This window comes from Crossiella sp. S99.2, assembly GCF_023094165.1.
Classification (GTDB): domain Bacteria; phylum Actinomycetota; class Actinomycetes; order Mycobacteriales; family Pseudonocardiaceae; genus Crossiella.
This window is the reverse complement of record NZ_JALMDK010000004.1, coordinates 672,845-690,709: the sequence shown is the minus strand read 5'-3', so window position 1 is coordinate 690,709 and position 17,865 is coordinate 672,845. Positions and strand designations below refer to the sequence as shown.

The window sequence follows — 17,865 nt, the reverse complement described above, 5'->3', positions numbered from 1 at the left end:
CTCCTACGCTAGCTGGGCGAGTCCAGTAATGACGAAACCGTGGTCTGCCGGGCGAGCAGGTCGACCACGTCCATCGGCTCGCCGCGGCGGGCCATCGCCTGCCGTTGCCGGTGCGCGCCACCGCCCACGGTGCACAGGTGCTCGGTCAGTTCCTCGACCAGTTCCAGCTCCCCGTTGTCGAGCAGGAACGGCCGTAGCCGCTGCCGAGCGCGCCGCAGCACGACGCTGACCGGCAGCAGCGCCCCGGACTCCGGATCAGGGCAGTAGCCGCCCAGGCCGTCCCTGGCGGCCCGCCACAGCGCGGCCCGCAGCACCTCGTGCGGAACCGGCTTGGCAGGCACCCCGGTGTCCAGGTCGTGGCTGGCGGCCTGGGCCAGCGCCCGGACCAGCACGCCGAGCAGCACGGCCTCCTCGACGGTGGCGGCCACGTCGCAGACCCGGAACTCCAGGGTCGGCTGGGCCTCGGAGAGCCGGATGTCCCAATAGATCATCTTGCGGTCCAGCGCCGCGCCCACGTGCAGCAGCGCGCTCACGCTGGCCTCGTAGTGCGCGGCGGACTCGAAGAAGGGCGGCGGCCCGGCCGAGGGCCAGCGGGCCCAGGTGACGTGCCGCCAGCTGGCGTGCCCGCTGTCCTGGCCGCGGGAGAACGGGGAGTTCGCGCTCAGCGCCAGCAGCAGCGGCAGCCAGGGCCGGAGGTGGTTGCTGAGCTTGATGCCGAACTCGGCGTCCGGGATGGCCACGTGCACGTGGCAGCCGCAGAGGGTGTCGATCAGCCCGCCGAAGCGCTCGGCGATGACCTGGTAGCGGTCCTGGCCTGCCAGTGGTGGCGGCCAGGGCTCGGCGAGCACCGCGGTGCCGGTGGCCAGCAGGTGCAGGTTCCGCTCCCTGGCGCTGGCGGCCAGCCGCCCGCGTAGCCGGGTGAGGTTCTCGCTGAGCTGGTCCGCGGTGGTGCAGACCGGCGAGGCGATCTCCACCTGGTACCGGGTCAGCTCCAGCTGGAGTTCATCGTCCGAGCCGCTGGCGTCGGCGCCATGCCGGACCGCGGCGGCCTGGGCCGCCAGCCTGCCGGTGTCCGCGTCGACGAGGATGAACTCTTCCTCGACCCCGAAGGTCCACTCGCTCATGGATTCACCCTGCCGCAGCCGGGGCGCGCAAGGCTGCGCGCATCCGGGTGGCTGCGGGGAGCATCCCGGCCGGGCCGGGGAAGTAGGGGCGGTCGACGCGCTAGGTCGCCTCTCGGCGAAAGGCACGACATGGCTCCAGCCGAACGGTATTCCATGAAGGCGGAAAGTGAGCCCGGGGGACACGTAACACGCCGACCGCTACCTACAACTTATCGCACTTGCCGTTTGTTCCCCAAAACTTGACGAAGAGGGCCGTCGGCCGGCGAGGGGGGTGTTACCGACCGACGGCAGTGGACTGACGCGGTGATCTGGGCCCGGATGGGGGAGGCGGTGGTCTGGGGGGTTCACCGCGTGCCATCCGGCCTGGACAGCGACTCTCGGGTAGGTCGTCGCCGGATCACACACGCGTCAGTCGAAATGTTCAACGGTCTACTACCTCCCGTTGTTCCGGAACCCGGAAGTGCAGTAGGTCACCCCCCGCTCCGGGTTGGCAGGATGGACCAGGTGCGCGTACGACCGGTGTCCTTCGACGCCCTGGTGACCGAGCTGGCGGAACGCATCGCCACCCTCCCACCGCACCAGTGGGCGCGAGTCGCCATCGACGGCGCCGCCGCCGCCCACCCCGAACACCTGGCCGACGCCCTGGTCGAACCCCTGCGAGTGCACGGCCGTCCAGTCCAGCGAGTGAGCGCCGCCGACTTCCTCCGCCCGGCCTCCCTCCGCCTGGAACAAGGCCACCAGGACCCAGACTCCTTCTACCTCAACTGGCTGGACACCAACGCCCTCCGCCGAGAAGTCCTGGACCCCCTGTCCCCCAACGGCTCCGGCCAAGTCCTCCCCACCCTGCGCAACCCCCACACCGACCGCTCCACCCGAGCCGTTCGCGTCCCTCTGCCCCCAGGCGGAGTCCTCCTCCTGGACGGCCCCCTCCTGCTGGGCCAGGGCCTCCCCCTGGACCTGACCGTCCACCTGAGACTCTCCGACCCCGCCCTGGCCCGCCGCACCCCCGAGTCCGCCCACTGGACCCTCCCAGCCTTCAAGCGCTACACCGAGGAGGTAAACCCAGAATCCCTGGCAGACATAGTCATCCGCCAAGACAACCCAGCCCACCCCGCCCTAGTAGATCCCTAACCCACCCCACCCACCCCGCGTGTTGGCCGTTGTCGTACGGGGTGTTGGCCGTTGTGGGACAGGGTGTTGGCCGTTGTCGTACAACTCTGGTGGCGAATCAGCGGTGCGATCCGCACTTCCGTACCACTTGGGCCAACTGGTACGCCCGCTTGGGCAAAACCGGCGTACCGGTTGGCCCAACACGCCGGCAGGGGTGATCCCCGTCAGCGAGGCTCCGCCGGTGCCCCAGCCTCATCCGAGAGCATCAGCTGCGCCCATCGGACGTCATGCCAGGCCCCGTCCTTCCACCCGATCCGCCGATAAGTCCCCACCTCCTCAAACCCCAGCGCCCGGTGCAACCCCTCGCTCGCCGCATTCGGCAACGTCATCCCCGCTGCCACCGTCCGATATCCCCGCGCCGCCAGCCGCTCGAACAACGCCCCATACAACGCCCGCCCACCCCCGGCCCGACGCCGCCCCAACTCCAGATAAACGCTGACCTCGCAGGACCACCGATAAGCCGCCCGCGTCTTGAACGGCCCGCCATAGGCGTAACCCACCACCCGGCCGTCCTCCTCCAGTACCACCCACGCGTGCTCGCGCTGCGCCTCGGCGATCCGTGCGGCCATCTCCGGCACGCCTGGCGCCTCGGTCTCGAAGGTGATCGTGGTGCCGGTGACGTACGGGGCGTAGATCGCCGCACACGCCTCCGCGTCCTCTGCTGCTGCGTCGCGCACTCCGTCCATGAAACTATAGTAGACAGAAGTGTCGCTATAGTGGACAGCATGTCGGATCCGCTCTCCGTGTCGCTCGCCACCACCGTGCAAGACGCCCGGGTCGCCAGGGACATCACGATCAACGCCCTCGCGCAGCGGTCGGGGGTGTCCCGGGCGATGATCAGCAAGATCGAACGCGGTGAGGCGCAACCCACCGCGGTCCTACTGGGCAGGCTGGCCGCCGCGCTGGGCATGACGTTGTCCGAACTCATCGCCCGCGCCGAAGGCGAACGCCGCCTCGTCCGCGCCGCCGACCAGCCACAGTGGACAGACCCGGAAACCGGCTACCGCCGCCGCGCGGTCTCCCCCTCCGCGGGCGGACCCCTCGAACTCGTCGAGGTCGAACTCCCCGGCAACGCCGTCGTCGAGTATCCAGCCGACACCTACACCCTGGTGCACCACCAGATCTGGGTCCTGGACGGCCGCCTGGACTTCCGCGAGGGCGAGGTCCTGCACGAACTGGCCACCGGCGACTGCCTCCAGCTCGGCCCACCCCAGCCCTGCGCCTACGTCAACCCCACCGGCACACCCTGCCGCTACCTGGTCGCCCTCGCCCGCCGCGTCTGAAACCGTCCCACTTGGCCCAACTCGCCGCCCCAGTTGGCCCAACTCGGCGTACGAGTTTGGCCAACTGGGCGTACGAGAACGGCCAACACGCCGGGGGGATCAGCCCTTGAGGGTGTCGCGGGCCTTTTCGAAGGCGTGGATGGCTTGCCAGACCTCGTCGGTGCTGTGCGCGGCGGACATCTGGGTGCGGATGCGGGCCTTGCCGTGCGGCACCACCGGGTAGGAGAAGCCGATCACGTAGATGCCCTGCTCCAGCAACGCTTCCGCCATCCGGCCGGCCTCGGCCGCGTCGCCGATCATCACCGGCGCGATGGGGTGCTCGCCGGGCAGCACGGCGAAGCCGCGGGCGGTCATCTCCCGGCGGAACAGCTCGGTGTTCTGCCGCAGCTTCTCCAGCAGGTCGCCGGAGGTGCTGATCAGGTCCAGGGCCTTGATCGAGGCGGCGGTGACCGCGGGCGCCAGGGAGTTGGAGAACAGGTACGGCCGGGAACGCTGCCGCAGCAGCTCCACGATCTCGGCCCGCCCGGAGACGTACCCGCCGCTGGCCCCGCCGAGGGCCTTGCCCAGCGTGCCGGTGAGCACGTCGATCTTGTCCTGCACGCCGAACAGTTCCGGGGTGCCCGCGCCGGTCGGGCCGGTGAAGCCGACCGCGTGCGAATCGTCCACCATCACCAGCGCGTTGTGCTTCTCCGCCAAGGCGCAGATCTCGTCCAGCGGGGCCAGGTAGCCGTCCATGGAGAACACGCCGTCGGTGGCGATCAGCCGGTAGCGGGCGTCCTTGGCCTCGACCAGGCACCGCTCCAGATCACCCATGTCCCGGTTCTTGTACCGGAACCGCTTGGCCTTGGACAGCCGGATGCCGTCGATGATGCTGGCGTGGTTCAGCTCATCGGAGATCACCGCGTCCTCGGCGCCGAGCAGGGTCTCGAACAGACCGCCGTTGGCGTCGAAACACGAGCTGTACAGGATGGTGTCCTCGGTGCCGAGGAAGCCCGACAGCCGCGACTCCAGGTCCTTGTGGATCTGCTGGGTGCCGCAGATGAACCGCACCGAGGCCATGCCGAAGCCCCACTCGTCCAGCGCGGCCTTGGCCGCGGCGACGACCTCGGGGTGATCGGCCAGTCCCAGGTAGTTGTTGGCGCAGAAGTTGAGCACCTTCGGTCCGCCGCCGACGCCGACCGCGGCGTTCTGCGGGGTGGTGATGACCCGCTCGGCCTTGTACAGGCCGGCGTCGCGGATCTCCTGGAGGCTGGTGCGCAGATCTTCGCGCATGGTGCCGAACATCAGGTCCCTTTCAGAGCGAGTGGGGCGAGACTCAGTTCGTGGTCCAGTCGAGGATGACCTTGCCGCAACGCCCCTCGCGGGCGGTGCCGAAGGCCTCCTCGAAGTCCTCGTGGCCGAACCGGTGGGTGATCACCGGGCTGAGGTCGAGGCCGCCTTCGAGCAGCACCGACATCGAGTACCAGGTCTCGAACATCTCCCGGCCGTAGATGCCCTTGATGGTGAGCATGTTGAGCACCACGGTGGAGAAGTCCACCGGGATCTCCTTGCTGGGCAGGCCGAGCATGGCGATCCGGCCGCCGTGGGTCATGTTCGCGATCATCTCGCGCAACGCGGCCGGCTGCCCGGACATCTCCATCCCGATGTCGAAGCCCTCGCGCAGCCCGAGCTGCTTCTGCGCGTCGGCGATGGTGTGCTTGCTGACGTCCAGGGCCAGCGACACGCCGACCTTCTCGGCCAGCTCCAGCCGGTACGGGCTGACGTCGGTGATCACCACGTGCCGGGCGCCCGCGTGCTTGGCCACCGCCGCGGCCATCACGCCGATCGGGCCCGCGCCGGTGATCAGCACGTCCTCGTTCATGATCGGGAAACTGAGCGCGGTGTGCACGGCGTTGCCGAACGGGTCGAAGATCGCGGCCACGTCCAGGTCGACCGGGTTGCGGTGCACCCAGGCGTTGGTCGCGGGCAGCGCCACGTACTCGGCGAAGGCCCCGTTGTGGTGCACGCCAAGGCCCTTGGTGCGGGCGCACAGGTGCCGCCGCCCGGCCAGGCAGTTGCGGCACTTGCCGCAGACCAGGTGTCCCTCGCCGCTGACCAGGTCGCCCACCGCGACTTCGCGCACGGCCGAGCCGATCTCGACCACCTCGCCGACGAACTCGTGCCCGGTGATCAGCGGCACCGGCACGTTGCGCCGCGCCCAGTCGTCCCAGTCCTGGATGTGCAGATCGGTGCCGCAGATGCCGGTGCGCAGCACCTTCACCAGCACGTCGTCGGCGCCGACGACGGGCATCGGGACGTCCTCCAGCCACAGGCCGGGCTCGTCCTTGGCCTTGATCAGGGCTTTCACCAGGCAACTCCAGAGAACTCAGGGACGCGCGAGATGCCTGGAAGTCTGCGTGCGCGCGTGCGCATGCGTCCATCGACGATTACTGAACTGCGGATTCAGTCGGCCTGCACAACGTGCCCCGGCAGCAGCCCGGCGGCCACCGCGACCCGCACCGCCTCCACCCGGCCGTTCACCTTGAGCTTGGCGAAACTGCGCTGCAGGTGGGTCTTCACGGTGGCCTCGCTGACGAACAGGCCCTTGGCGATCTCGGCGGTGCGCCGCCCGGCGGCCACCAGCCGCAGCACCTCCAGCTCCCGCTCCGACAGTTTTGGCCTGCTGCCGTCCTGCTGAACCTCGGCCACCAGTTGGCACAGCAGGTCTGGTGACACGGTGGCCACCCCGGCCCGCGCCCGGCGCACCGCGGCCACCAGGTCGGTCCGGCTCGCCGTTTTCAGCAGAAAACCGCGGGCGCCCGCGCGCAATGCGGCCAGCACCCGGCGGCCTTCCTCGGTGAACACCAGCACCTCGGTCTCCGGGTGATATTCCCGAAGATGCCGGATCAGGCCGAGGCCGTCTTCCAGGGTGGTCGCCAGCTCCAGAAGTACGACATCCGGAGGACACTCGCTGAACTGGGGATACGCGGTACGCCATGAGGTCGCGCCGCCTTGCAGCACCAGGTCCTCGACCGGCGTGAACACGGCTTGCAAACCGGCGGCGACAATCGGTTGGGGATCGATGACGAATACCCGGACAACGGCTGGGCTGGCCATGGAAACCTCGGGAATTCAGGCGGTGGCACCGGGGTCGCCGAACGTTAACATACGCAATATATTGACCAGGTAGACGCTTTTGAATCTTCAATTCGACCTGGGTGTGCCGGTGCCTGCCGGGTCAACTGGTCCAAACCAGATTTCCGCAGAGGGGCGACAAGCGCGGGCGGAGATGGTACCTACGGGGTCATGTCAATCCGCCAGGCGCTGTTGGCCCTGTTACAGCAGGGACCCAAGTACGGCTTCCAGTTGCGCGCCGAGTTCGAGACGCGTACCGGATCCACCTGGCCGCTCAACATCGGGCAGGTCTACACGACCCTGGGGCGGCTCGAACGCGATGATCTGGTCGAACCGGCCGGACAGGACGCCGAGGGACACATCTATTACCGGCTGACCCACGGTGGCCGGGGCGAGGTGCAGCGCTGGTTGCAGAGCCCGGTCGACCGCGGCGCGCCCGCGCGCGACGAGCTGGCCATCAAGATCGCCCTGGCGGCGGCGCTGCCCGGGGTGGACGCCCGCGGCATCGTCCGGGTGCAGCGGCTGCACACCCTGCGGGTGCTGCAGAACTACACCCGGCTCAAGGCGCAGGCATCCGCGGATGAGGACCTGGCCTGGCTGCTGGTGCTGGACTCGCTGGTGTTCCAGGCCGAGGCCGAGGTGCGCTGGCTGGAGCTGTGCGAGCAGCGGCTGGCCCGGCGCGCGCAGGCCGTGGAGACCGCCGGTTCGGTGGCGGCCCCCGTGCCCGCGCCCGCCGAGCAGGCAGAACCCGGGCGGGTAGGAGGATGACCTGAGCGCTCCCGCCCGGAAGACTGCTGCCGAGGTTCGGTAACCCTTTGCTGAGGGGGCGGTCTGGTGCGGGGCGGCGTGTTCTCCCCGCCCGCGGTGCGGGCGGTGTGCCGCTTGGTGCTGCGCTGGATCAGCGCGACCAAGGGCGCCAGCCTGGCGCTGGCCGTGATGATCTCGGTGCCGGTGGCCGCGACCCTGCTCAGCGATGTGCTCTCGGACGTCCAGCGCGCCAGCCCCAAGCACACGATCGAACAGCACCTCGGCCAGGCCGCGGCCAGGGTCACCGACGCCGGGTTCGGCGATGTGCCGATCCTGCAGAACCTGGACGGCACCCAGGTGCGTGCCGCGCCGCCGGCCGAGGGCACCCCCGAACACCGGCACGCGGCCCGGCCGGAGCTGCCGCCGGGCGCGCTGGTGCTGACCATGACCCGCTCGCTGCTGACCGCCACCACCGGCGCGACCCGGCTGAGCACCCAGTTCCAGGAGCTGGACTACGTCCACCCGCTGGCCCGCGGCATCACCGAGCAGGTGCGCGGCCGGGCGCCCAAGGGGCCGGACGAGGTGGCGGCCTCGCCGGAGTTCCTGCGCCGGGCCGGGATCGACCTCGGCGCCACCGTGGCGGTGCCGGCCGCCGGGCGGTCCTTCCTGGTGGTCGGGGAGGCCAGGCCGACCCGCGACCACGGTGAGCTGGTGCTCTTCGCCCAGCCCGGCGCGCTCTACGAGCAGCTGCTGCGCGCCGCACCCGCCGAGGCGCCCCGGCTGGGCGGGCGGATGTGGCTGGTGGACAAGGACATCGACTGGGCCGGGGTGCTGGCGGCCAACGAGCACGGGCTCGCGGTGTACTCCCGTGGCGCGGTGCTGGCGCCCCCGCCGCCGGAGAAGGTCCCGCTGCCCGGCGATCCGCCCGGCGCGTACCGCAGCTTCCACGACCTGCTCATCGACGATCTGACCGGTGGGCACGACCGCAGCCAGTCCACCGGGGAGCGGCTGGGCATGCTGCTGGCCGGGATCGCGGTGGTCCAGGTGATCCTGCTGGGCGGCGCGATGTTCGCCGTGGGCATCCGGCTGGGCCGCCGTCAGCTGGGCGCGCTGGCCGCCAACGGGGCCAGCGGCGGTCAGCTGGTGCTGTTGCTGCTGGTCTGGGGCCTGCTGCTGGGCTTGGCCGGTGCGATGCTGGGCAGTCTGGCCGGCACCGGGGCGGCGGCGGTGCTGATCGAGGTGTTCCTGCGCTTCGACCTGCCGCAGATCTGGCGGTTCGAGGTCGGCCTCGACGATCTGCTGCTGCCGGTGGCGCTGGGCCTGTTCACCGGGGTGGCCGCGGCCGTGGTGCCCGCGGTGCGCGCCGGGCGGACCAAGGCCGGGCAGCTGCTGGCCGAACGGCGCAGTGACCGGCGGCCCTCCCGGGTCACCCCGGTGCTGGGCGGCGCGCTGGTGTTCAGCGGGCTGGCGGTGGCCGCGGCGGCGGCGTTCTTCCTGGACTGGCGCGGACTGGTGCCGGTGGCCACGGTGCTGATCAGCGTGGGCCTGTTCTGCTGGTTCCCGGCGCTGGTCGGCCGGATCGCCGCGCTGGCCCCCGCACTGCCGGTGAGCGTGCGGATCGCCCTGCGCGAGCTGGGCCGGCACCGCGCCCGCAGCGCACCGGCGATCGCCGCGGTGATGATGGTGGTGATCGGCACCATCGCGCTGGACACCCTGGACGCCACCCGCAACGCCTACACCTCCGGCCGCTACTGGCCGACCCTGCCGGACCGGCACGCCGCGGTCCTCGTCGCCGACGCGGCCGACCGCCCAGCCGGCCTGGCGGAGTTGCGGAACAGCCTGGGGGAGGCGCTGCCGGTCCGCTCCTTCGCCGAGGTCACCGCGTTGCCGGGGGCCTGGGACACCTGCGGCGCCGGCGGCTGCCCGCGCACGGTGGAGGTGGCCATGGCGCCCTCGGCCGGCTGCGGCGCGGACTGGACCACCCGGGAGCAGTGGCTGCCGCCGGGCGGCCCGGACTGCGTGCACCACCGGCGGCTGCTGGGCGCGGTGCTGGTCGGCGACGCGGAGCTGCTGCGCCGGGTCAGCGGGGTCGCCGACCCGGCCGCGGCGGCCGCGCTGGACCGGGGTGAGGCGGTGGTGCTGGACTCCCGGTACGTGCAGGACGGCCGCACCCGGTTCGTGGTGAACACCCCGCAGGGCAGCCACGAACTGTCGTTACCGGCCATGGCGGTGGACAGCGAGGTGGGTTCGGCGCTGGTGGTGCTGCCGCCGCGGACCGCCGAGCGGCTGGACGTGCCGGGCGCGTTGCGCGCGCTGGACATCGAGCTGGACCGGCGGCTGAGCGGGTTCGAGCAGGACCGGATCGGCGAGATGGTCAGCGCCGCCGGCCTGGGCAGTTACGTCGAACGCGGCGACACCCGCGAGGCCGCGCTGTTCGCCCTGCTGTTGCTGGCCTGCACCGCGTTGCTGAGCACCACGGCCGCGGTCACCGCCACCGTGCTCTCGCTGATCGACACCCAGCGCCACTCGATCATGCTGGCCACCGTCGGCGCCACCGTGCGTACCCGCCGCGCCCTGGCCGTGGCCCAGTCCCTGATCATCTCCGGCCTGGGCAGCGTGCTGGGCGTGCTGGTCGGCATCCTGCCCGCCGCGATGATCTCCGCCCAGGGCGCCCGCCGGATGTGGCGCGAGGGCCCGGTGGCCCTGCCCTACGAGCTGGTCCTGCCCTGGCCGGTGATCGGCTTCGTGCTGGTGGTGGTCCCCGCGATCGCCGCCCTGGTCGCCCTGGCCTGCGTCCGCGGCCGAGTCCGCATCGACCGCCGCCACACCTAGGCAAGCACCATCGTGTTGGCCGTTCCGGACGACGTGTTGGCCGTTGTGGACGGCGAGTTGGCCAAACTGGTACGCCAGTTTGGCCCAAGTGGGCGTACCAGTTGGCCCAAGTGGTACGAGTTCGGCCAAGACTAGGTACGACAACGGCCAACACGCCGGTGCGGTGTGGACTTGCCTAGAGCAGGCTGGCGAACCGCTCCGGATCGATGTTCCCGCCGGAGAGGATCGCGCCGACCCGTTGTGCCCCAGCCAGTTTCCCGGTCATCAACGCGGCCAGCGGCGTCGCCCCACTCGGTTCCAGCACGATCTTCAACCGCTCGAACGCGAACCGCATCGCCGCCCGGATCTCGTCATCGCTGACCAGCACCACCTCGTCGACGAGGTGCCGGTTGATGGAGAAGGTCAGCTCGCCGGGGATCTCCGCCGCCTGCCCGTCCGCGATGGTCCGCGGCACCGGGATCTGGACCCGCTCACCGGCCAGCAACGACCGCCGGGTGTCGTCCCCGGCCTCGGGTTCCACACCCACCACCCGGATCCCGGGCGAGATCCCCTTGGCCGCGGTCGCGCTGCCCGCGATCAACCCACCCCCGCCGATCGGGGTGAGCACGGTGTCCAGCTCCGCGACCTCCTCCAGGAGTTCCAGCGCGGCCGTGCCCTGCCCGGCGATCACGTGCGGGTGCTCGTACGGCGGGATCAACGCGAGCCCGCGGTCCGCGGCGAGCTTGTTGCCGATGGCCACCCGGTCCCCGGTGAACCGGTCGTAGGTCACCAGTTCCGCGCCGTAGCCCGCGGTGGCGTCCTTTTTGGACTGTGGCGTGTCCTCGGGCACCAGGATCACCGCGGTGCTGCCGAATTCCCGCGCGGCCAGCGCGACCGCCTGGGCGTGGTTGCCCGAGGAGTAGGCCGCGATTCCCTTGCGCAGCTGGGCTTCGGACAACCGCGACACCGCGTTGTAGGCGCCCCGGAACTTGAACGCCCCGATCCGCTGGAAGTTCTCACACTTGAGGTGCACCTCGGCGCCGACAATCGCGTCCAGCTGACGCGAGCGCAGCACCGGCGTCCGATGTGCCACCCCCGCCAGCCGCGCGGCGGCGTCCCGGACATCGGCGAGGGAAACCGGCAACGTGCTCATGCGTTCTCCTTGGTCTCGGCGAGATAGGCGTAGGCGGAAGCCCGCGAAATCCCCAGCCTGGCAGCCACTCGCGGCACCGCCCGCCGCACCGCGAACACCCCGCGCTGCTCCAGATCCCGGAACAACGCGAGCCGTTCCTCCCGGCTCAACTCGGCCCAGGACCGCCCCTGGTCCAGCTGTCGACTGTCCACAATGGAATCGATGACGAGGTCGATGTCATCCCCGAACGTGGTGGTGGCCACCGGCGCGGCCACTCCTGCCAGCCCGCCCAGCAACTGCTGGACCTGGGTCAGCCCACTGAGGTCCAGGTTCACGCACAACGCGCCGAACACGAGATTCTCGCTGTCCCGCAACAACATCGTGGACGACTTGACCATCTTCCCGGCCGCGGTCCGGGTGATGTAGTTGAGCTGGTCCTCGGCCGTGTCGCCCTGGGCGAGCAACCCCATCCCGATCTCACTCATCGCCCCGCCGACACTGCGCCCCGTGACACTGCCCGCGATGGCCACCACCGAGTTCTCCGGCTGCCGGAAGTCGTGCACCACCACCTCGCAGCAGTCCCCGAACGTCGCCACGATCCCGTCCATGACTGGTTCGAGGGCGGCCAGAATCGCGTCCCGCTCGCCGCTCATCCCTGGACCCGGGCCAGCGCGTCGATCTCCACGCAGGCCCCGTACGGCAACGACGCGACCCCAACACAGGTCCGCGCCGGTCGCGGCTCGCCGAAGAACCCGGCGAAGGCGGCGTTGAGTCCATCTCGGTCGCCGATGTCGGTCAGATATGCGGTCACCTGCACCACATCCGCCCGCGTCGCTCCCGCCGAGGCCAGCGCTTCGTCCAGGTTCGCGAACGCCTGCGCGCACTCGGCGGCGAACCCGCCGGGCACCAGGACGCCGGGCTCGCTGACGCCGAGTCGGCCGGACACGGCGACCAGGTCGCCACTGCGGAACGCGGTCGAGTAGGGGTGCTCATCGGTCATGGACGAAATGTACAATGGTTGGACGGAGTGTCTACGGTGACTTGTGTGACAGTGTCAGCGGCAGGGGGGTTCGTAGCGGCGGTCCGGGAGGTAGCGGTCCCATTGCTGCTGGGTGATCGGGTCGCCGACGGAGTCGCAGAGGGTGCCGAGGATGTGTTCCGGGTCGGTGCTCCAGAAGTCGACGGCGTCGCCGGAGCGGGTGACCGCGAGGACCCGGCCGTCCGGGCTGAACGCGAGTGACTCGGCTAGAACGATCTTCTTGCCAGGCAGGTAGAACTGGCGCTGCGGGAGGCTGGGATCGCTCACGTTCCACACTTCAGGCCGGTACCCGGCACTCTCGCTGTCGCGGTGCCGAACGTAGAGCGCGAGCTGGGTGCCATCCGGGCTGAACGCCAGCGACCCCCCGGCCGAGTTGATCGCGGTCACGCTGATCGGGTCACCGACTGGCCGCCGTTGTTCCACCCGCCACAGGCGCAGATCGTTGTTGGCGGAGACCGCGAGCAGCTTGCCGTCCGGCCGCATCCCGAAGGTCGGAACCCGCGCGTCCGAGGGCAAGGGGAGCCGCCACAGTTCGGTCGGCTGCGCCGGGTCGGTGAGATCCCAGCCCCGCAACTGACGTTCCCCGTCGACCCGGACATCCGCGATCAGCGTTCTGCCGTCCGGGGAAAACCCCAGCTCGGCGGCCTCGAACGGCAGTTGGGCGAGTTGCCGCGGTCGCCGGGGATCGGCGATGTCGTACAGCCGGACTGTGGACGGCGCGCGGGTGCCGTGCGGCCCGATGCTGTGGTCGGACACGGCGAGAATTGGCCTGGCCGGGTGGAATTCCACCTCCGGCACCTCGTTGGCGATCCCCTCGATCGCGCCCAGCACCGGCAGGCCGGTGGCCTTCGTATCGCGCAGGCGGAGGACCATACGCTGGTCATCGACCAGTTCTGCCGCGGCGATGACCGCGCCGTCCGGGCTGAGATCGGCCTCGATGGCGATGTTCCTTCTGGGGACGGGAATTGTCCCGACGATCTTCGGGCGGGCCAGGTCGGTGACCTCCCAGAGGCCGATCGACGCCGCGTCCTGCAGCAGGACGAGCTGCCGTCGGCCGTCGGACCGGAACACGAGATCGCCCCAGGCCAGGTAGGACAACGGCAACGCCCCCAGCGCCCCTGGCTGGTCCGGATTGGACAGTCCCCAGGCGTAGACGCCGTTGGCGGTGGCCTGGAGCAATTGCTTGCCGCCCTGGGGATCGAACACGACCGGCCCTGGCCGCAGGAACACGTCCAACTCCTGCGAGGCGCCCGAGGCGATCGCCCCGGAGTTGTACTTCAGCAGGTGCCATTTGTTGTCGCACAGCATGACGAGATGCTTGTCCGACGGGCTGAACGCCACGGACCGAGGACCGTAGCCGCCGAGGCAGGAGTTCCTCGGACCGACGCTCGAATCCACTGGCCGGGGTGCGCGTGGATCGTCGAGCTGCCACAGGTGCGGGGCAGCCCGCAGATCGCCCGGAGTGGCCAGCAGACGCCCGGTCGGGTCGAAGGCAACGCGGTGCCAGGGTTGCGGTGACTTGCGGTCGGATTCGCTGATCTTCTTTCCAGCGAAGGAGAAAAGCTGCCCGCCCGAGGCGTCCCAGAGCTTGACCTGACCGTCGGCGCTCGCGCTGGCGAGCAGGCCCCGCTGGGCCGACACGGCCAGCGAGTCCACGAAACCGGTGTGCCCACGCAGTGATGGCAAGGGTTTGGGGGCAGCCGGATCGCCGAGATCCCAGACCGCGATCTCGCCCGAGTTGGTGCCCGCGTACAGGATCTCGCGGTCCGTGCCCAGTGCGAGTGCGGTGACCGGGCCGGGGGCGGTGAGTTCCCGGGGCTGGTCCGGCTTGGCGCGGTCCCACAGTCGGATGGTCTGCGACTCGGCTTGTCCGGCCGCGGCGAGCACAGAGCCGTTGCGGTTGAGGGCGATCAGCCCGGTTCGCCGGTTGGACACTCGCATTGGGGCGTCCGGGCCCCGGAGCAGGATCGCGTCGCTGGTGGCGATGGCCAGGACCCGGCCGTCCGCGCTGGGTACGACGTCGGTGGCGGGTTCGCCGTGGTTGAGCACGCCGGGGGTGTGCAGGCTGCTCAGCACCGCGCCGCGGCCGGCCTCCGCGTCGATCCGGTAGGCGAGCAGGCTCAGCTGCTTGGCCAGGCCGGGTTGCCGCTCGCGTTGCGCCTCCGCCTCGGTGGCGAGGTAGCGGGCCAGGTCGCGGTCCTGGGCCTGGGTGGCCTGGCGCTGGAACACGATCGCGCCGATCAGGCCGGTCGAGGCCAGCAGCACCAGCACCGCGAGGAAGGCGACCACGCGCCGTCTGCGCCGGACGCCGCGGCGTTCGTCGTCCCAGGAGGCGGTCATGAACTCGGCGAGCACGGGTTCCAGGTCGGCGGTGTCGGTGCGGGATTCCGCCGCCCGGCCGCGGATGGCGGCCAGGCGGTTTCCCCGGTACAGCAACGAAGGATCGCGGTCGGACCGGTCCCAGGCGGTGGCGTCGGTGCTGAGTTGCTGGTGGGCGTGCAGCCAGTCGCGGTCGGCGTCCACCCACTCGCGCAGCCTCGGCCAGGCCCGCAGCAGCACCTCGTGGCTGAGGCGGGCGGTGTCGCGGTCCAGGGTGAGCAGGCGGGCCGCGGTGAGCCGGTTGATGGCCTGCTGGGCGGCGGCCGGGTCGGGCAGGCCGTGCACCAGGGCGGCGAACTCGACCGGGCGGGCGGTGTCCACCGAGTCGGGGCTGACCCGGACCAGGCGGGGGAGCAGTCGTCGGGCGGCCTCCCGGCCCGGCTCGTCCAGTTCGGTGTAGACCTGTTCGGCGGTGGTGGCGATGGCCTGGGCGATACCGCCGGAGGCCCGGTAGCCGCGCACGGTCAGCCGGGAGCCGCTGCGTTGCCGCCAGGTCGCCCACAGCACGTGCGAGAGCAGCGGCAGCGCGCTGTCGGCGGTGCCGAGTTCGTGCAGGATCACGTCGGCGAGGCCGTCATCCAGGGCCAGTCCGGCGGCGGTGGCGGGGGCTTCGATGGCTGCGCGCAGCTCCGCGGCGGTCATCGGTTCGATCAGGAGCTGGCGGTCGCGCAGGGCAGCGAGTAGTTCCGGGTGCGCGGCGGCCTGGCCGTAGAAGTCCGCCCGCAGCGCGAACACCACCACCCCGCGTGGCGGTGCGGCGAGGACGCTGACCGCGTCCAGGAACGCGGCGCGTTCGGCTGGGTCGGGGCAGAGCGTGAACAGTTCCTCGAACTGGTCGATCAGCACCAGCAGCCGCGCGCCGGGCCGATCGGCCAGCAGGCGGTCGGCCAGGTCGGTGGCACCGGTCGGGTCCGCGCGCAGGTCGGCGGCCTCCGGTGCGGCGTCCAGCTGGGCCGCCAGCCTGTTCAGCGGGCTGGCGCCCGGGGTGAACCGGAGCACCGGCCAGCTCGCCGAACCGGGCAGGCCGGGCAGGCCGTCGCGGTGCAGTGCGGCCAGCAGTCCGGCGTTGAACAGCGAGGTCTTGCCGGAGCCGGACGGTCCGACCAGCGCGGCCAGTCCCGCCCGGCCCGGTTCGGCGGCGGCCGACACCGCGGCGAGCAGTCCGGCGATCATCCGGTCCCGCCCGTGGAACAGCCCGGCGTCCTCGGCGCCGAAGGCGGCCAGACCCGGATAGGGACAGCGCCCCGGATCCGGCGGTTCCGCCAGGCCGGGTTGCGGGGGCACGGGCGCGGCGGGGTTCGGCGCGATGACCAGGCCGCCGGAGCGGTCGCCCGCCTGCCGTCGTGGCAACGGCCGTTGCCGTTCCCGCATGGCGCGGAACACCGCGTCGTAGACCGCGTCCAGGGTCAGCTGGTGCGGTCCGCGCGGGTCGCCGTGCGTGAGCAGGTCGAGGAAGGCACCGGTGAACGCGGTGTGCCGGGCCTCCGGCGGCGCGAGCGCGAGCTGCTCGGCCGAGCCGATGAGGTACATGCCGTGCGCGGGTGCCAGGGTGAACGCGGGCCCGGAGGCCCCCAGCGAGACCCGCCCGGAGAAGCAGCAGTCCAGCACAACCACCACCGAGGCCGCCCGGCTGGCGCCGAGGGCCTGGCGCAACGTGCCGAAGGACAGCGCCTGGTGCTCGGCCAGCCCGGGGACGAGCTGGTCGGTGCCGCTGGCCGCCAGGTACAACTCGCCGCCCGGCCCGAGCAGCCCGTGCCCGATGAACCAGACCAGCAGCACGGTCTCCGCCCGCTGCGCGGCCTCGGTCACCGCCAGCGCCATGGCCTGGGCGTCCGGCGGATCAAGCAGCACCCGCACCTGGTCGGGTCCCACCCCACACCGCTCGTGCAGCATCGCACGCAGATCCGCGAGCGTGGGCGCGACCGAGGGCACCGAGGTCAGGGTCGGCCCCCGGTGGGTGCCGGTGCCGATCAGCAGCACCCGCACACCGGCACCGGCCAGCCCGGTCACCGGTCGCCGGGAGGCAGTTCCCCCTGCTCCAGCATTGCCGCGAGCTGTGCCGCCAGCTGCTGCAGCGCGGCGGCGTCCAGCTTGGCGACCTTCTCCGCGTCCAGTTCCGCCGACCGTCGCCCCGGCAACGTCACCTTGATCCGCACCCGCCCCCGCCGGGTCCGCAACCAGGCCAGCACCGCGGCCGCACACGCGGTCGCCGCCCCCGCCGGCCCCAGCGCCACCACCAGCGCGTCCACCACCGGCCCCAGCGTGCCCGGCTCCGGCGGCCGCTCGTCCAGGCTCACCCGGCCGCGCAACTCACCGACCTCGCCCAGCCACTCGTGCAGGTACCGGAGCTGCTCCGCGGCATCCGGCCCGTCCGCGGTCACCGTCGCACCCAATTCGCCACCCCCCGTAGCGGTTCGATCACAGGTGTGACCGAGGGTAGCGATATCCGGGCGCGGTCACCACGCACCCGTCAGGGTCAGCGAACGAGCGCGTCCAGCTGGATGTCGACCGGGAACGGCACCCGGCACCCGAGCTGGTCGTGGAAGATCCCGGTCAACGCATACGAGCGGCTGGCGGGATCCAGCTCGTAGACGTAGACGACCGGCGCGCCGGCGTGGTTCTCCACCCGCCAGAAGTGCGCGATCCCGGCCTCGGCGTAGCGGCGGGGCTTGGTCTCCCGGTCCCTGATCTCCGAGGACTTCGACACCACCTCGACCACCAGCAGCACGTCCTCGGGCAGGTAGAAGGTCCGAGCGAGATCATCGGCGGACGCGGCGGTCACCACGGAGACGTCCGGGCACGGGCGCTGGCGCGACCCGAGCACCACGTCCATCTCCCGGGTCGCGGTCAGCTCCGGCGGCGCCTGGCGTTCCAGCTCATTCCGCAGTCGCTCCACAACCCGGCGGTGGAACTCCGTCTGCGGTGCCCAGACGATCAGCTCCCCGTCGACCAGCTCGATGTGCTTGAGCGCGTCCAGTTCGCCGCACAGCCCGTCGCGGCTGATCCGGTCCAGATCAGCCGCGGTCCAGCCATCCGGTGGCACATAAGGCCAGTCCGGCAACCCGG

Annotated in this window: 15 protein-coding genes; 4 read left to right on the top strand and 11 right to left on the bottom strand. The window is 71.2% G+C overall.

All coding sequences use genetic code 11. The features are described from left to right. Positions 1-8: 8 nt before the first annotated feature. Positions 9-1,124 carry a glutamate--cysteine ligase gene (locus MZC64_RS18910; RefSeq protein ID WP_247758051.1) on the bottom strand — a complete coding sequence of 372 codons (1,116 nt, stop codon included), beginning with the start codon at positions 1,122-1,124 and terminating at the stop codon, positions 9-11. Between the two features lie 504 nt (positions 1,125-1,628). Between MZC64_RS18910 and MZC64_RS18905 the strand changes: the two genes are divergently transcribed. After that, positions 1,629-2,255, top strand: a complete 627-nt coding sequence (locus MZC64_RS18905; RefSeq protein WP_247758050.1) for a uridine kinase — start codon at positions 1,629-1,631, stop codon at positions 2,253-2,255. A 203-nt stretch (positions 2,256-2,458) separates the two neighbouring features. Here MZC64_RS18905 and MZC64_RS18900 read toward each other — a convergent pair whose 3' ends face one another. Then, complete coding sequence (locus MZC64_RS18900) at positions 2,459-2,980, bottom strand: GNAT family N-acetyltransferase (protein WP_247758049.1); 522 nt, start codon at positions 2,978-2,980, stop codon at positions 2,459-2,461. 39 nt (positions 2,981-3,019) lie between these two features. Here MZC64_RS18900 and MZC64_RS18895 point away from each other — a divergent pair, with 39 nt between their 5' ends. Continuing rightward, on the top strand, positions 3,020-3,577 hold the full coding sequence (locus tag MZC64_RS18895; protein WP_247758048.1) for an XRE family transcriptional regulator: 558 nt from the start codon (positions 3,020-3,022) through the stop codon (positions 3,575-3,577). A 99-nt stretch (positions 3,578-3,676) separates the two neighbouring features. On the opposite strand, the gene MZC64_RS18890 is transcribed toward MZC64_RS18895, so the two are convergent. From MZC64_RS18890 to MZC64_RS18880, 3 genes are all read right to left on the bottom strand, one after another. After that, positions 3,677-4,861, bottom strand: a complete 1,185-nt coding sequence (locus MZC64_RS18890; RefSeq protein ID WP_247758047.1) for a glycine C-acetyltransferase — start codon at positions 4,859-4,861, stop codon at positions 3,677-3,679. A 31-nt stretch (positions 4,862-4,892) separates the two neighbouring features. Next, a complete protein-coding gene (tdh, locus tag MZC64_RS18885) occupies positions 4,893-5,924 on the bottom strand; it encodes an L-threonine 3-dehydrogenase (RefSeq protein ID WP_247758046.1) in 1,032 nt (343 codons plus the stop codon). 95 nt (positions 5,925-6,019) lie between these two features. Beyond that, a complete protein-coding gene (locus MZC64_RS18880) occupies positions 6,020-6,673 on the bottom strand; it encodes a response regulator transcription factor (RefSeq protein ID WP_282105462.1) in 654 nt (217 codons plus the stop codon). Positions 6,674-6,862: 189 nt separating this feature from the next. Between MZC64_RS18880 and MZC64_RS18875 the strand changes: the two genes are divergently transcribed. Beyond that, on the top strand, positions 6,863-7,459 hold the full coding sequence (locus MZC64_RS18875) for a PadR family transcriptional regulator (RefSeq protein WP_247758044.1): 597 nt from the start codon (positions 6,863-6,865) through the stop codon (positions 7,457-7,459). A gap of 66 nt (positions 7,460-7,525) precedes the next feature. Continuing rightward, a complete protein-coding gene (locus tag MZC64_RS18870) occupies positions 7,526-10,270 on the top strand; it encodes an FtsX-like permease family protein (protein WP_247758043.1) in 2,745 nt (914 codons plus the stop codon). Between the two features lie 175 nt (positions 10,271-10,445). Here MZC64_RS18870 and MZC64_RS18865 read toward each other — a convergent pair whose 3' ends face one another. From MZC64_RS18865 to MZC64_RS18840, 6 genes are all read right to left on the bottom strand, one after another. Then, entirely contained in the window at positions 10,446-11,402 is a 957-nt protein-coding gene (locus MZC64_RS18865) for a threonine/serine dehydratase (RefSeq protein WP_247758042.1), read from the bottom strand. After that, a complete protein-coding gene (locus MZC64_RS18860; RefSeq protein ID WP_247758041.1) occupies positions 11,399-12,034 on the bottom strand; it encodes a transcriptional regulator in 636 nt (211 codons plus the stop codon). The genes MZC64_RS18865 and MZC64_RS18860 overlap by 4 nt, the downstream gene beginning before the upstream one ends. After that, entirely contained in the window at positions 12,031-12,381 is a 351-nt protein-coding gene (locus MZC64_RS18855; protein WP_247758040.1) for a RidA family protein, read from the bottom strand. Before MZC64_RS18855 ends, MZC64_RS18860 begins: the two co-directional genes overlap by 4 nt. A gap of 54 nt (positions 12,382-12,435) precedes the next feature. Then, positions 12,436-16,809 (bottom strand): AAA family ATPase, encoded by a 4,374-nt coding sequence (locus MZC64_RS18850; RefSeq protein ID WP_247758039.1) that lies wholly within the window; start codon positions 16,807-16,809, stop codon positions 12,436-12,438. Beyond that, a complete protein-coding gene (locus MZC64_RS18845; protein WP_247758038.1) occupies positions 16,806-17,180 on the bottom strand; it encodes a hypothetical protein in 375 nt (124 codons plus the stop codon). The genes MZC64_RS18850 and MZC64_RS18845 overlap by 4 nt, the downstream gene beginning before the upstream one ends. Positions 17,181-17,275: 95 nt before the next feature. Further along, positions 17,276-17,860, bottom strand: a complete 585-nt coding sequence (locus MZC64_RS18840; RefSeq protein WP_247758037.1) for a Uma2 family endonuclease — start codon at positions 17,858-17,860, stop codon at positions 17,276-17,278. Between the last annotated feature and the right edge of the window lie 5 nt (positions 17,861-17,865).